At 59.4% G+C, this 15,716-nt stretch carries 9 protein-coding genes; 3 read left to right on the top strand and 6 right to left on the bottom strand.

Annotation, left to right across the window (positions count from 1 at the left end; all coding sequences use genetic code 11):
• The first annotated feature begins 452 nt into the window (after positions 1-452).
• Complete coding sequence (locus VSP_RS10385; RefSeq protein ID WP_009960475.1) at positions 453-5,348, top strand: beta strand repeat-containing protein; 4,896 nt, start codon at positions 453-455, stop codon at positions 5,346-5,348.
• Positions 5,349-5,518: 170 nt separating this feature from the next.
• Here the strand turns inward: VSP_RS10385 and VSP_RS10380 are convergent, their stop codons facing one another.
• The 6 genes from VSP_RS10380 to VSP_RS10355 form a co-directional block, all read right to left on the bottom strand.
• On the bottom strand, positions 5,519-6,154 hold the full coding sequence (locus VSP_RS10380; RefSeq protein ID WP_157210829.1) for a plasmid pRiA4b ORF-3 family protein: 636 nt from the start codon (positions 6,152-6,154) through the stop codon (positions 5,519-5,521).
• Positions 6,155-6,436: 282 nt separating this feature from the next.
• Positions 6,437-7,714: a DUF1501 domain-containing protein gene (locus VSP_RS10375; RefSeq protein WP_009960473.1), complete on the bottom strand. Its 1,278-nt coding sequence runs from the start codon at positions 7,712-7,714 to the stop codon at positions 6,437-6,439.
• A 129-nt stretch (positions 7,715-7,843) separates the two neighbouring features.
• Positions 7,844-10,081: a DUF1549 domain-containing protein gene (locus VSP_RS34825; protein ID WP_009960472.1), complete on the bottom strand. Its 2,238-nt coding sequence runs from the start codon at positions 10,079-10,081 to the stop codon at positions 7,844-7,846.
• A 297-nt stretch (positions 10,082-10,378) separates the two neighbouring features.
• A complete protein-coding gene (locus VSP_RS10365; protein WP_009960471.1) occupies positions 10,379-11,776 on the bottom strand; it encodes an enolase C-terminal domain-like protein in 1,398 nt (465 codons plus the stop codon).
• A 158-nt stretch (positions 11,777-11,934) separates the two neighbouring features.
• A complete protein-coding gene (locus tag VSP_RS10360) occupies positions 11,935-12,615 on the bottom strand; it encodes a hypothetical protein (RefSeq protein WP_009960470.1) in 681 nt (226 codons plus the stop codon).
• 60 nt (positions 12,616-12,675) lie between these two features.
• Positions 12,676-13,500 (bottom strand): fumarylacetoacetate hydrolase family protein, encoded by an 825-nt coding sequence (locus tag VSP_RS10355; protein ID WP_009960468.1) that lies wholly within the window; start codon positions 13,498-13,500, stop codon positions 12,676-12,678.
• Between the two features lie 175 nt (positions 13,501-13,675).
• On the opposite strand from VSP_RS10355, the gene VSP_RS10350 reads away from it, so the two are divergent.
• Together VSP_RS10350 and VSP_RS10340 are read left to right on the top strand one after the other, a co-directional pair.
• Complete coding sequence (locus tag VSP_RS10350; RefSeq protein WP_009960467.1) at positions 13,676-14,758, top strand: SMP-30/gluconolactonase/LRE family protein; 1,083 nt, start codon at positions 13,676-13,678, stop codon at positions 14,756-14,758.
• A 435-nt stretch (positions 14,759-15,193) separates the two neighbouring features.
• The gene (locus tag VSP_RS10340; RefSeq protein ID WP_009960465.1) at positions 15,194-15,694 is read left to right on the top strand and encodes a hypothetical protein; all 501 of its coding nucleotides are present in this window, start codon (positions 15,194-15,196) and stop codon (positions 15,692-15,694) included.
• Positions 15,695-15,716 lie beyond the last annotated feature (22 nt).

Below are 15,716 nucleotides of genomic sequence, written 5' to 3'. Positions count from 1 at the left end.
AAGAAAAGCCTCTCTTGCGCCAAGCCGCAAGCTTCACAAAAATCTCACTGAATCACGGCAAAAACTCATCCGCTCCAGATGTACGCCCCGGCCGTCGCATCACGATTTCGTCATTCACAACGATTTTTCCATCACCCTAGTTCCCACCTGTTTTTCAACTAGACTGACACAGCAAAACCTTTAACTCCTTTCATACGTCAATCGGTCTCAGTGACCTGTGCACATTTTTACGTTCTTCCCGCCCCGCCACTGCTGTGACAGTTTCGTCGGATGCGTCAGAGTGAGGACTCCCTATTTGCGGCGGGGTAATGCCCCTTTCCCTAATCCGTTCGTTCCCGACCAAACTAGTTCCGAATCAAAACTGTGCGGTACTCCACCGAGTTTCCCAACGCCTTTCAGACATCCGGGGTGGAGCAGGAAAGGCGTGGCTGGCGCTGGCGCTGACCACCTCAATGGTGTCTTTTCAGACGGCCTGCATCCAGGCGGCAGAGCACACCTGGATGGGTTCCACCGGCACGTGGAGCCAGGAGTACAACTGGCCCCTGACGGTGATCCCGACAAGCAACAACGCAACTGAACTCGCGTTTGGCGGATCCTCCAGCTACACCACGACGAACGATCTTGGAAATTTTGTATTAAGCCAAATCGACTTCCAAAACACGTCGGGCACCGTCAACATTGCGAGCGCTGCTGGTACCAATGCGCTCGAACTCACCGCCTCACCTGCACCGGCCACACCTTCCATCAACGTAAGCGCGGGTGGCAATGCGACCCTCTCCGCAGCGGTCACCTGGCGCACCAACGGTCAGGTCAACCACAACGGTTCTGGAACCCTCCTCTTTTCCGGCACGCAGGCCTACACCAACGGCACCAAGGTGACTTATGTCAACGGAGGCACCGGTACCCTCACCCTCGCGGACTCCATCACCTACGGCAGCAGCGGTTCGGGCACCGGCCTCGTCCTCAATCTCATCAACAACAGCGCCACCACCTTCCTCAACATTGGGGACATGGGGGCACTTGGCAACGTGACCTTCAATATTGGGGGCACAGGCACCGTTCGCTTCAACGGCTCCAGTGCTGACGACCTCTTCTCAGGTTCCGCCGTGCTGAATGTCCTCGCCGGAGCCACGTTCGACTTCGGCAACAACGGAGAGACCATGGGCGCCATCTCCGGGGCTGGCAACATCAAGCAGACAGCCGGCATCACCTCCACCCTCGCGGGTTATTACCTGTACTCCGGTGTCCTGAGCGGCACCGGAGGCATTGCAGTGGGAGGAGGGAACACCACCCTGGTCCTGGCCGGTGCAGCCAGCACCTACACTGGAGCCACCACGATCACATCGGGCCGGCTCATTGTCAGCGCCAACGCCTTGAGTGGCTCCGCAGGAGCTTTGGGCAACGCCACCAGCGACGTACTCGTGGGGAACACATCCGGTGCGGGCAATTCCGCCCTGTTGATCGATACCGCAGGCGTCACCATTGGCCGGAACGTCCGCCTGCAGTCTGGAAATACCGGAAACCCCATCGTGGGCGGCATCAACATCAGTGGCACCGTCACCTACAGCGGTAACATCATCTTGGGCACGAATAGCGCCGCGGCCAAAGGCCTGATTCTAACCTCTACAGCAGGTGGCGCCGTAGCCATCACTGGCGGCATACAGCGCGCCACAGGAACCACCAACAATGCCGATACCCTCACGATTAACGGCAGCGGCACGATCATCCTCAGTGGCAACAACACCTTCACCGGCACCACCACGGTCAACGGCGGCACCCTCAGCCTCGACTACACCACAAACAACACGGACAAGCTCAGCAGCACGGCTTCCCTCATTCTGAGCGGCGGCTCACTTAGTCTTCAAGGCAGCCAGACCGGTGGCACCATCCAGTACGTGACCGGGCTGGTTTTGGGCAATGACACCCGGCTCTCAGGCGGAGGAGGTCGGCTCACCCTTGGCTCTGGCCAGGATCAACACGTCACGCTGAATGTCGGTGAAATCACCCGCACCGTGGGCAGCTCCATTGATTTTTCCACCGTCAGCAATGGTGCCGGCATTGCGACAATCAACACCACAACGCAAAACAACTCCGCAGGCATCCTTGGCGGATACGCCACCTTCCAAGGCAATGACTGGGCCGTGAACGATGGCTCCGGCAGCATCGCCCGACTGGCTGCCAGCAGTTACACCACCAATTTTGGTTCAGGTCTGCACACCAGCCTCGCGGGCAACACCGCGATCACAAGCGGGGGCGCCACCACTCATTCCCTACGTATCACCGGTGGATCCACCATCACATTCAACGCTACGACGCCCGGAAGCCTGATCCTGGAAAACGGTGGCATTCTCATGGCTTCAGGTGTGGGCAACACCACCATCGGTAGCACGACCACCCGTGGCACCCTCGCGGCGACGGGTGGAGAACTCTTTGTCCATCAGCAGAGCACCGCCGGCACGCTCACGATCCATTCCAATCTACTTGCAGCAAACCTCACCAACCTGACAAAAACCGGCAACGGCACCCTCGTTCTCACCGGAACCAGCACTTACACCGGTGCCACCTATATCAATGGCGGCACCGTCTCCGTCTCCGCCGCAGGCAACCTCGGAGCCGCCACGGCTGACATCTTCATCAACGGTGGCACCATCAACCTCACAGCGGGATCGCTCGGCACCCTCAACGCGGCCAACCGGGTCATCACCATCGGCACCACAGGGGCCACCTTCAACTTGTCAGTAAATCAGGCCCTGGAAGGGGCCGGACTCACTGGCACCGGCACGCTGACCTTGACCGGGCCAGGAGTACTGATCGTCGGCACATCCGGAAGCACATTCACAGGGGACATTGTCATCAAAAACGGCACCCTGCGCATGAACAGTCCGCAGTTCGATGATGTCGCCTCCATCACGGTCGAGTCTGGAGGCACCTATAACATCGATGATGATGGAGCCGATAGCTTCCCCATCATTGTGGGGGGGCGCATTTACGTCAACGGCGATGGCTTCAACAACACGGGTGCCATTCGACTGAGCGACCAGTCCACCACCAACTACGGCAAGGACCCCACCTCCATCATTGCCAATGAGGTAGTGCTCCAGACGCTGGCCCGCATCCAGGTGGACAACGGGACTGCTGTTGGCAGCCTCTCCACACTCCGCATCACCGGAAACATCAGTGGTCCGGGCGGCCTCGTGAAGTCAGGCAATGGCATTCTGGCCGTCAGTTCCCGCAGCAACACCTATGGCGGCATCACCCGTGTTGAAAATGGGATTCTCCGCACCGACGCAGGCAATGACCGCCTGCCAACAGGCACCAGCGTCATCCTCGGTTCAGGATCCAATTCCGGAGCACTGCAGTTGAATGGATTCTCCCAGACGATCGCCGGAATCAGCACCCAAGGCACCGGCAACCGCAATGCTGTCATCGGAGGCAGCACCACCAGCACCAGCATCCTCCAGATCAACAGCGAGGACCATCAAGCCTACGACGGCTCCCTGGGCGGGACCGGTTCCGGAACAGGCACCAGCGACAACGGAGCCAACAACAACCTTGCCCTCATCAAGGACGGCGCGAGCCTGCTCGTCCTCAGCCATGCAAACACTTACACGGGGCAAACCAACATCGTTCGTGGCACCGTGGTGCTCGGGGATGTCCATGCGCTGGGCGGTGCCGGGTCATCTCTTGCCAGCGATCACGGCGGCACCACAGTGCAGTCCGGAGCCGTGCTGGATCTCAATGGCCAGACGGGAATCCAGGAAGTGATCACCCTGTCAGGTTCAGGAATCAACAACAACGGTGCCCTGGTGAACAATGGCTCCACTCCTGTGCGAATCGGCACCGGCGTGGCCGCACTGGGCGTCAACACAGTCACTTCCACCGGCTGGTCTGCAAGCACCACGGTCAGCATCTCCCCTCCCCCGGCTGGAGGCACCGCCGCCACTGCCACGGCCAACCTGGGACTGAGCAACTCCAGCTTTTCCATCACCAACGGAGGGACAGGATTCAGCCTCACGAATCGCGTCGCCACTGTAACTGGCGGCGGTGGCACAGGAGCTGTGGTCGTTCCCATTCTGGGTGTCACCACCGCTTCCTACACTATCACATCAGGAACCACCACCTACAGCGTGGCTCCCACTGTCACCCTTAACGGAGGGGCCACAGCCATCGCCAACCTGGACGGCTCTGGCCGTGTGGTCAGCATCACCATCACCAATCCCGGCAGCGGATTTACCGACACCCCCACCCTTTCATTTACGGGCGGGACAGTCCTCGTCGCCGGAACGAATCCCACTGGTGCTGGCAATGCGAGCAACTTCAGGGTCACTGGCATCAACGTGGTGAATCCCGGCACTGGTTACATCTCTTTGCCTGCCATCACCATCGGCGGAGGCACCGGTGCCACGGCCACTGCAGTGGATGGCAACTTCATCCTCAATGGCTTTGTCATCACTGACCATGGCAATGGATACACAGAGGCCCCTTCGGTCACCATCAGCGGCGGAAACGCCGTCGCCAACGCGCACCTGACCACAGTTGAGCTTGCCGCAGATTCGACGATTGGAGGCAGCGGAGACATCGTGGTCGAACCTCAGATTTCAGGCTCCTACGGTTTGACAAAGACCGGCAGCAGCACCCTGACACTGGCGGGTGCCAACACCTACGCTGGCAATACCGCGGTGGGCAGCGGCATCCTGCTTGCGACCAACACCACTGGTTCAGCGACCGGAAAAGGCTCCGTATTGGTTCAGAGCGGGGCGGCCCTGGGCGGTACGGGAACTGTCGGATTCGGCCCCAACATGTCTGACCCCGGCTTCCCGGTCATCAACATCACTGTCGAGGCAGGAGCACGCCTCTTTGTCGGCACCACCCACAACGCCAATGCAGCCTCAGGAGGTAGCGCCTCCACCCTCACCCTTAAAAGCGGGGGTTACGGTCAGATTTCCAGCGGCTACATCACCCTCAACGGCACGGTGCAATTCGACATCTTCGACCGAACTGCCGGGGCCAATGACAGCTCTCACAACGACCGTCTTGTTCTTGTCAGTGCGTATGATGTGATCCTTGGCGGCACGCTCGAGGTTCGCGATGTTACTGGCACCTCCGCCACCTGGCAGGCCGGTGACTCCTGGCAGCTCATTGACTGGACTCAGGTCATCTATCCAGACCATACCTACTCTTACTTCGACACCTTCCTCCTTCCCACCCTGAACGGAAGCCTCGAATGGGACACCAGCGAACTCTATACGCAGGGCATCATCAGCATCGTGGTCGTCCCTGAGCCTTCCCGCCTCATCCTCCTCGCCATCACCTCGATGGCTCTGCTGATGCGTCGCAGACGGCGCTAAGCCAAACGCCGCAGGGACCAAGAGCAACCTTAAATGGGACGAGTGCCTGCTGGACAAGCGTCCCATTTCACCTTCCAACCCAGGCCCCATGCGGACGAGGCAACAACCTTGTCCCATGGGGTGTGCTGCAGAGAGCGGGCTGGCGACCACCCTCAAAGAAACGGAAGTTTCTACTTTCCGCCAGTCGCCAGCTTCAATCGCTTGGCTGGATTGCCGAACTTGATCTTGGCAGGATTAAAGGCTTCCGGATCGAAAGCTTTGGCGCTCTCCACGTTCTCCGCCATCCACTCAGTCAATTCTTCGTGGTCAGGGTGGTCCTCATCTGCGAGTGCTTCCAGCAGATTGGCATAGCCAAACACCCCTCCGCAGTCCTCCGGCGGACAGGCCCGTTTTCCGCCGATGCAGACGGGGTATTCCGCCTTCGCCTCAGCCAGCAGCACCCCTTCTAGCAGGACCGTATGCCTCCAGTCATCTCCAAAGTCGTACAGGTAGCTCACCAGATCACCCGGGCGATTCAAGTGCTCTGAGACGCTTGCCTTCCACCCGGGCTCGACATCATCTTCCACTTCCTCTGAAGGCATCCCGATTCGCAAGCGAGTCCCCTTGGCGGGCTCCAGTTCGAACTCGTGAAGATGACAGTCCTGCCAACCCATGGCGTCCTGGATCGCTACATGCAATTCCCAGAAGGTACATTCCTCCGGCAGTTGGATCCTTCTCCAAATCTCCGGCTCTGATCCATCCAGCGAAACCCTAAATTGATAGACGAGCTTGCTCTTTGCGGGTTTGGCCGGTGCTTTTTTCTTCATGACAATGTCCATGACATCAAGCCTGTGAATCTGCAATGAGGATTCAAGATTCGCGGTCCAAAGTTCGAAACGGAAGGGGGATCTCCACCCGGTTTTAGGATCGCCCCCCCTTCTTCAGAGACACCAGAATCCTCCGCTGCATCACGCCTTCCCAGCTCTGATCGACTCCACCAGACAAAAAAACACCCGGCCTTTCGACCGGGTGTTGTACTGAACCCCAATTAACTATGACTGACTGACTAACTAACTGACTGAATCAATAGCAAAGGCTTAAGCCTGGCATCATGCGAAGATGTCGCCGACGACCTTGCCCTTGTCGCCCACGGTGAAGGGGCGACCGGAGGGGGACATCACCACCTCGCTCACCGGCAGGCCCATGGCTGCTCCAATGGTGGCGATGAAGTCCTGCACCGTCACCTGCTTGTCGGCGACTTCCTTGCCGTCCTTGTCGGACGAACCGTACACATAGCCGCCCTTCACGCCGCCACCTGCGAAAACGGTGGAGTACACCTTCGGGTAGTGGTCACGACCGCTGTTCTCGTTGATGTTGGGCGTACGACCAAACTCGGAGCCCAGCACCACGAGGGTGGAGTCAAGCAGGCCCGTGCGCTGAAGGTCTGTAAGCAACGCTGCGAAGGCATTGTCCATGCCGCTGCCGGTGCGTTCCATCGCTTCATCGATGTAGTTGTGCATGTCCCAACCACCGGAGCGAACTTCCACGAAGCGCACGCCGCTCTGCACGAGGCGGCGAGCCAGAAGGCAACCCTGGCCGAAGCCGTTCCCGTAAAGCTGACGGGTAGCGGCGTCTTCCTTGGTGAGGTCGAAGGCTTCAAGATCCTTGCTCGTGAGCAGGTTCATCGTTTCGTCGTAGAACTCGGTGTACGCACGCACTTCAGGACTGCGGAACTTGTCGCGGAAGGCGCTGTCAAACTCGTTCATGAGGGACACGCGCTTTTTGAACATGTCATCCGTCACGCTGGATTTGGCGTTCTGCAGGCCGGATTCCGGGCTGCTGATCGGCACGGGAGCCAGCGCCGGTGGGAAGAAGCCCGCGTTGGCGGTGCCAGCACCGATGGTCACACTGGAGGGCAGCGTGGCATGGGAACGGCCCTTGAAGTGCTGAGCCCAGGAGCCAAGCGTGGGGTGAACGATCGTGCCACGAGGATCATAGCCCGTGTGCATGATGTAAGTACCCGCCTCATGCACGCCCGTCTTGGAGGACATGGAGCGAACGATGGAGATCTTGTCAGCCTGCTTGGCCATCTTGGTCATGTAGCCACCCAGCTGAATGCCAGAAGCATTTGTGCTGATCGGGTCTTTGAAACCCTTCGTCTCACCCGTTTTCGGGTCAAACGTATCAATGTGGCTCATACCACCACCCATGTACAGGTAGATCACGGCTTTGGCTTTGCCACCCTTGCCTGTAGGGGCGGCTTCGGCAGCGCCGAAAGCCTCGTTATCCAGTCCGGAGAGGACGCTGACGCCCAGCGCAGCCTTGGCCGTGCGGAGCATGAACTCACGGCGGGAAGCCGGATCGAGCTTGAGGTACGCATTCTTCATGGGAAAAAACCTTTCGTAGGGTTGAAGGAGATGGTCGGGAGGTGAGAGAAAAAACGAGGAGGGAAACCAGGAAGACTGGAGGGGCACCTGGCGGGCAGCCGCCCCTCCGTCTGTTTGAATGGCTCTGGATTACTGGATGAAGCTGAACTCGCGGGTGTTCACGAGCGCCCAGATCATGTTGGCATAGCCAGCGTCGCCGTTGGAACCGAGCTGCTTCTTAGCGATGTCCTTCTCACGCAGCGTGGGGCGGCGGTTCAGGATGCTCAGGAACATGGCTTCCACCTTGTCGGCGGGGGAGCTGACTTTCTCCATGTTTCGGAAGATGAGAGAGGTCGGATCCGTCAGCATTTTCTGCGCGTTGCCGTTCATCATCATCAGCACCTGGGGCACACTGCCCTCCTTGGAGCCGCCGTCGATGAGGATACGCTCAGACTGGCCGAACTCGCGGAGGAAGTGGCCGCCAGGGGCGGGCTGCTCCAGCTCAGAAGCACGCATGAGCTTCATGTTGCCGTACTTCATGACCTTGCCTTCCATCATCTCGTCGTCCTTGCCGGCCATTTCCAGGCCGCCCCCAGCCATCATCATGGCGTTCTGCTTCTTGCCGATCTCCTGCACGGCGTTCACCTTGCGGAGCACGTCGGTGGCGGTGAGTTTCGGGTTCGTAAGGTCCATGTCGATGGAGCGCATGTAGAGATCAGCTTCGTTGTTCTTGACGCTGTCCGGGTTGCCCATCACCAGGGTCATGTAGGAGTCCCAAGCCTGCTCTGCGCTCATGCGGCGCAGCACCGGACCCTGGAAGTAGTAGGGCTCACCCATGGCCAGCTCAGCGGTCGTCGCCTCGCGCTGATAGGTCTTGGTGTTGTAAAGGATGCGCAGGTATTCCTTCATGTTGAACTTCACACGCACCATCTCGTTGGACAGGTGCTGGAGGAGTTCCGGGTTGTAAGCCTCCTCCGGATGGTCGAGGTTGCGAACGGTCGGCGTCAGGCCCATGCCAAAGGTGTGAGCCCAGAGGCGGTTCGCGATCGTCATCGCAAAACGCGGGTTCGAGGGATGCGTCATCCACTTCGCGAAATTGTCGCGCAGGTTTTCCGCATTCTTCACGCCGCCTTCGTCCTTTTTGCTCTTCTTGACACCGGCGCTGACCACATCGTAAGCCGGGTTCTTCTTGTCCTTCTCGCTCCACATGATCAGCTTCGGAGCCACGGCATCGCCAGGGTTGCCGTCTTTGTACTTGTAGTCATGTGGGAGCTTGAGGCGATTTTCGCTCACATCGTTCACCAGGTAGCGGTTCGCCCCCAGCACGTTGCCAAGCAGGTTGCGGTAGCGCTGCGGGTCCACACCATTGCTCTCCATGATCTGGGAGGCGTCCTCAATCAGCTTCCGGGTGGGGTTGCCATTGGGGAAGTCTTTGTTACCCATCTGCGTGCTGGTGGCACCAAAGAAGGCCGCCATTTCGTAAAACTGGCGCTGGGTCCAGTCCGAGAAGGGATGGTCATGACACTGGGCGCAGGAAACGTCCGTACCGAGGAATACCGTCAGGGTATTGGCCAAGTTGTCCAAAAGCATCCCCGAGTCACGAAGCAGGTAACCAGTGGCACCGTTGTCCCAAGCCTTGCCGTCGGCGGTGATCATCTTGTAAACGATCTGATCCCAGCCTTCGTTCTTCTTGATCTCGTCCTTCATCCACTGGATGTAAGGCGTACCACGCACGAAGTCGGCACCGTCCAGACGGTCCTTGATGCGGAGCATTTCCGCAAGATAGTTGTACATGTTGCTGGAAAAGCCATCGCTCTCCAGAAGCTTGTCGATCAGCTTGGCTCGCTTGTCGGCGGCATTGTCCTTCAGGAAAGCCATCGTCTCTTCGTAGTTCGGGATGCGACCCGCGACGTCAAGGTACACACGACGCACGAACTGCTCGTCCGACATCAGCGGGTTGGGGCCCACCGGCTGGAAGGGCTTGGCTTGCTTGCCCGCCTTCATGTCTTCGACAGCCTGCTTCTTGTGAGCTTCTGCCATCTTGATGTTGCCCTTCTGCAGGCCCATCTCCACGAGCTGGTCGATCTTCGCCGCCGCTTGAGCCGCGGAGGCGTTGGTCGGCACTGCCATCATGGCGTTCGCATTTTCCGCCGGGGGCAGGGTTTTGGCAATCTGCTGGTCTTCCGCAGCCAGTTTGTTCAGAGGCAGGGGGAAGACCGTGCCGTTGGCCAGCTGGATGTAAACCGTGTCTCCGTCCAGCTTGACGAAGGTGGCTTCGACTTTACGGCCCTGGCTGTCCGTCCACACGCGGGTGGTAGCAGCCGAGACCGTCATCGTTCCGAACAGGGCGGCGACGCCGAGTCCGAGAAGCAGGGTGTTGGTTTTCATTTTGGGTTATCAGTGTGTCAATGCGATGGTCGGAGAAAATCAAACCAAAGGGCCGTGAGCGCGGGGCGCATCGCCTCTTCGTGTTTTGAACGATTCCGAAAGAATAATATTAGAAATTCGACAGCTTTTTGCACGAATTTTCAGCCCCTGACGGGAGCAACTGGCCATATGGTGCCACAGACACCCCTTTCCACCCCTGCCCGCGCGCTTCCCCTAGGGAAGAGTACGTGCCGCGGGTCAGCCTTCGGCAAGCTCAAATGGCACGATCCGTCGAAGCTCTTCGACGAAGAGGATAGGCTATGAGCAACTTTCGGGCAGCTCCCTCACCATCTCTTCCAGTCGATACCCCATTCCGGGGCCACCCAGCGTGCTCAGATCCACGGTGCCCCCACGTCGCGCGTAGATTCCGGGGTGCACCGCGGCCTCGGGCAGGCTTGCGTCGGGATAGAACTGCATCGCATTGCACTCCACGCCCTGAATCGTCCCAGCATGGGCCGCCAGGCGCACATGCGGCAGGATGGCCAACATGGGATTTGTGAGATCCTGCACCATAAGCGGCATGCCGTGCGCCTTGGCCCAACACAGGCTCAGCAGCGCCCCCGTTTGGGTTTTGCATGTCTTGAGGGCCACCCCGCTCCAGCCCAGTGATCGGCCGAGTTTCACAAATTCCCAGTCGTGTGCACTCTCATCCAGGAAAAGAGGCTTGCGCGCGGAGACACTGCGCACGTCCAGCATGTCGTGCTCCAGTTCATAGGCGAAAGGCTGCTCCACATACAGGGTGCGGGCATAGATCTCCGGCTCATCGCGTAGCAGGCGGTCCAGAATCTCATTCACATATCCCGTCTCCGCCACCGTGCAGTTGAAATCTGCGCTCATCCAGCGCATGCCGTTCGCAAGCCCCAAGCGGCCCACACGAAGGAGCCGCTCGTAGTCCCAGCGAGAGTCCGTCCCACGCAATTTCACCTTCAGGCAGGTCAGCCCGTCTTGAGCGATCCAATCCAGGAGAGTCACCGGGTGGCCGTCGTTTGGCTCACTCCCCGTCAGATCTGCCGTCTCCAGTGGGTCCAACCCTCCCACGAGGTGCCACACTGGCAGCATCGTCGGAGCCGGGCGCACCAGGAAATCTTGCACAAATCTCCCCTTGAAAGACACCCCGCTCTTCTCTGCGGGCTCCACGAACTGGGAAAGATCCCGCGAAACATGCTCCGGACCGTAGCAGTCATAGATGTCCCGCTCGTGCAGCTTGCCATACGCATCGTGCACAGCGATGTCGAATGCGCTCAGGCACACCAGCGCTGCGAGATAGGGCATAGGCTCTCCGCCCTCTTTCGTGTTGTGTTCCGCCACTGCTGGCAGCAAAGCCACTTTCTGGAAATCATACCCAATCTCCAAGGGGTGCCCCCACTGGTCAAACGCCGCCAGCTTTTCTGCCAGCACCAGGGAAAACTCCTGCATGCGCCGTCCGCGTTCCGCCACGGTCGTCACGGTTGACGGCCAGGTCCAGGAGACGCTGAGTGGTGTCTCGCCCCAGCCCACCGCCGTTTTCCCCGACTCGTCCTTCACCGTCACTGCCGTGCGCAGGCAGACCACGCTCGTCGTCGTCTCGGGTCCAAACTTCAGCGGCACTCGCAGCGTCACCGGCAAAAAATAGATCTGGGCGGAAACAACACGGACGTCAGTAGGCAGCATGGGCATGGTGAATCAAGTCTCTCCGGGGCAACACCGGATTCAAGCAGCGAATGTCGAAAGTCCGGAGCGGTTTCCAAATGCGGAGGACATTTTGCCCAAAGCCCGGCACTACTAGCCCATGGTGTGCGCTGACAGAACAGACCAGATGAGCCACACCCGCACCATCAGAGATCCGTACCACGGTTCTCTCCTTGCATCGTCTGGAGTTCCTCCTCCAATTCGGCGGCCTCCCGTCTGAGTTCATCCAGCCTGTAAACCGCCCTGTGTTGATGCCGAAACCACACCCAAAGTGGCACCATGGCAATGATCAACGGGGTCGTGATGACGTGCCCAAGCAAAAGGTTGATCGCATAGCTGAGATCCAGGGCAGCAAGTTCATGCCCCGCAGCCTTGAGCCATCTAACCTCCTCCTCACTGCGCAGACCTCCCAGGAACACTGCCGCAACACCCAACGCCCCACCTCCCAACACCTGCGCCGTCAAAAACGCCCCGAAATCCGGGAAATAGTGCTCCCGAGGCTCCACCTCTCCCTCCACAGCGCGGGAACGTGTCGCCGTCATTGGAGCCCCCGCCTCTCCCTCTGCCTCAGTATCAATGCCAGCCCCTGGCAATGGCGGCGGCAGGGGTGCGGAATCCACCTCCACTGGCTCAGCCCGCAAGATTTCGACCGCGTCCGCCCAGTCCTCCTCTTCCACCAACAGGGTGCACGGCATCATCGATCCTGGTGCATACAGGTGCATCGCCTCTTCATGCACCACACTCACTACCACCCCGTGCGCCCCGAGCAGTGCCTTCGCCAGATACGCCCAGGTAGGGTTATAGGTATGACACAAGCGGATCAGCATGACGAGGCGGTTCGCATCCCCTCTGTTTCGACACCTATCTCACCACGGCCTGGCAAAAACTCAATCCATAACGTTCACGAGAGTCCCAATGCCATCGATTGTGATCTTTACGACATCCCCTGGCTTGAGGCAAAAGTCATCCGGCGGCACAACACCCGTGCCAGTCATGAGGTAGCAGCCTGCAGGGAAGCTCTCTTCCTTAAACAACCAACTCACCAACTCCTCTGGCGTGCGCTTCATTTGTGCCAGTGTTGTTTCCCCACGGAATACGGGTACCGCCGCATCTCCCCTCCAGATTTCACAAAGAATCGATGTCTCGGTGGGTATCGGCCTCTCCGCCACCATCACCCCCGGGCCCAGCGCCGCACAGCGGGCAAAGACCTTCGCTTGCGGCAAATACAGCGGATTCTCCCCCTCAATGTCACGGCAGCTCAAGTCATTGCCACAAGTGTAGCCCACTATTTGCCCGCGCCGGTTGATCACCAACGTCAGCTCTGGCTCGGGCACAATCCACTTCGAGTCCAGGCGGCGATGCATCACCCCACCAGGGCCCACGACGCGGGACGGCGTGGCTTTGAAGAATAGCTCCGGTCGATCCGCTTCATAGACCCGTTGGTAAAAATCAGCCCCACCCGCGTCCTTGCTTTCCTCCATCCGTGCATTCCGACTCCGGTAATAAGTCACCCCGGAAGCCCACACCTCCTGCGCCCCCAGTGGAGCCTGCAGAGACCCCGGCGTCGGCTCAGCAACCTCCGCGTCCAATCCGCGCAACCATGCCGCCAGGTTTTCCTGGTTCAGAACCTCATCCCAATCCCCCACAGGCACCGCATGGTACCGACCATCACGTTCAACGACAAGACCTTGGGCAGTGCGGTAGAGGATCATAGCTTCGGCGAAAAAGTGCAAAAAACTCCTCCATCACTACCCGTAGCCCGTCCTCAGAGCAAGACCTCTGCACCTACCCCCCGTTTTTTTTGTCTCGACACCCCTTCCCCCACCCGATTTTCTAAGACGCCCTCAGGGGCTCCTCAAACTCTCCCGCCCATTTATCCCTTTCACCATGAATCGTCGCTCCTTCCTCTCCCTCTCCACCCTAGCCGCCGCAACCCCTGCCATCGCCCGTGATTTCGGCCCCCATGCCGAGCCTGCTGGTTATCCGGACCCGGACCTCGTCGCGCTCGATTCCAGCTTCAACAAATACCTCATCGGCAACACCCCCATCAAACGGATCCACACTGGCTGCCTCTGGGCTGAAGGTCCAGCGTGGAACGGCACCGGAAACTACCTCGTCTGGAGCGACATCCCCAACAACGCCCAAATGCGCTACCTGCCTGAGGACGGACATGTCAGCACGCTGCGCATCTCCAACAACAGCAATGGCAACACCTTTGACACTCACGGTCGCCAGGTCAGCGCAGAGCACGGCACCCGTCGGGTGGCCCGCTATGAGATGGACGGCACGGTCACAGTGCTGGCAGACACCTTCGATGGAAAGCCCTTCAACGCTCCCAATGATGTCGTCGTCCACCCCGATGGCGGCGTCTGGTTCACCGACCCCGGCTACGGCAGCATGGGCGACTATGAAGGCAACAAGGGTGAGCTCCAACTCAAGACCGCCGTGTATCGCATTGACCCCTCCGGCAAGGTGCAAAAAGTCTGCGACGACGCCGAGCGTCCCAACGGGCTCTGCTTCACCCCCGACTACAAGAAGCTCTACGTCGTGGACACCGGCTCCGCCAAAAACATCCTCGTCTATGACCTCCAGAGCGATGGCAGCAAGCTTGGAAAAGCAGGCGTGTTTGTCGCCAACGCCAACACGGACTGGCAACTCTATGAAGGCGGGCCCAAATACACACGCGGCTCATGGAACAAGGAGGAACAGTACCGCCTGAAAGACGGCGGTTCCGACGGCGTCCGCTGTGATGTCGATGGCAACGTCTGGGCCAGCGCCGGTTGGGCGGGCGAGGGCTACAACGGCGTGCACATTTTCAATCCTGAGGGACAGCTCATCGGCCTTATCCGCCTGCCCGAGACTGGGAGCAACATCTGTTTCGGCGGGCCAAAACGGAACCGTCTCTTCATCACCGCCAGTCAATCTCTCTACAGCGTGTATGTGAACACGCGCGGCGCCCATTGGTGTTAGACCGCGTTGGACCTGACGTGATGCCGCATTCCCCGAATGCCGCATGACTCTGACGCCCATGTAGCCTTACCATCGCCCCTTTCGCAAAAAGCCACCGCCTGGCTTGGAGTATCGCTGTTTCCCGGCTGCCTCTCAGGTGGGGACGACGTCAACTTCACGAACCTTCACCCCTGGCTCCGGCAGGGTGCCCCCCCTTGCCTTCACGATCTTGGTCAACGCGATCAGCTACCCCTGGGTGGCCTATGGATTCTGGAGTTCCATCAGCACGAGTCTGTTTACCAAGCTGGCGCTGATTGGGAGAGGTCGCTCGCCTGTCGTGGGGAGATGAATCCGGGAGAAATGAAACCAGTCTCAATAGGCGCGCCGCCGCATATCCATAAGGCCACCCCCTACAACGCCCGTTGACATTTGCCCAGTTTTGCGCTACGGCACCGCATGCCGAGCCCCCCAGCGAAGGCCTGCTTCGCCCAAAAAAAATCCCGCACTCTCCACGTCAGTCTGATGCTGTTGTTGCCCCTCTTTGGGGTGCTGACCTCGTGCAGCCAAAGGGAACATCTCGTTCGCAGCATCGAGGCCACGAAGAGGGAAATCGAGCTCGCGGAGCGTCGCGCAGACGACCTGGCAGAGGAAGAACACAAACTTGAGGGCGAGGTACTGGCCGACATCAACAACTTCGCCCTCGCGGGAAACAGCAAGTCCAGCGCCATCACTCACAACTCGGCCCGCATCGTGATGGCAAGGGTGATGGAAGAACTCACGCAGGAGGCTGCCGACGCGCGGAAACATCACAAGTCCGCCACGACCACCTTGGAGAAAGTCCGCGCTGATTTTGCCGCGTACCGGGCACACGTCACCGCCAATGCAGCGGTACTCGACCCCCCCAGTGCTCCGCAAACAGACAATGCCCCCGCCGCAGCGGCAGCTGCACCCCGGTAAAGCGATCTCACCACCGCATTCC

Origin of the sequence: Verrucomicrobium spinosum DSM 4136 = JCM 18804 (assembly GCF_000172155.1) — a bacterium.
GTDB lineage: Bacteria > Verrucomicrobiota > Verrucomicrobiia > Verrucomicrobiales > Verrucomicrobiaceae > Verrucomicrobium > Verrucomicrobium spinosum.
This window is presented reverse-complemented; position numbering and strand designations above follow the sequence as displayed.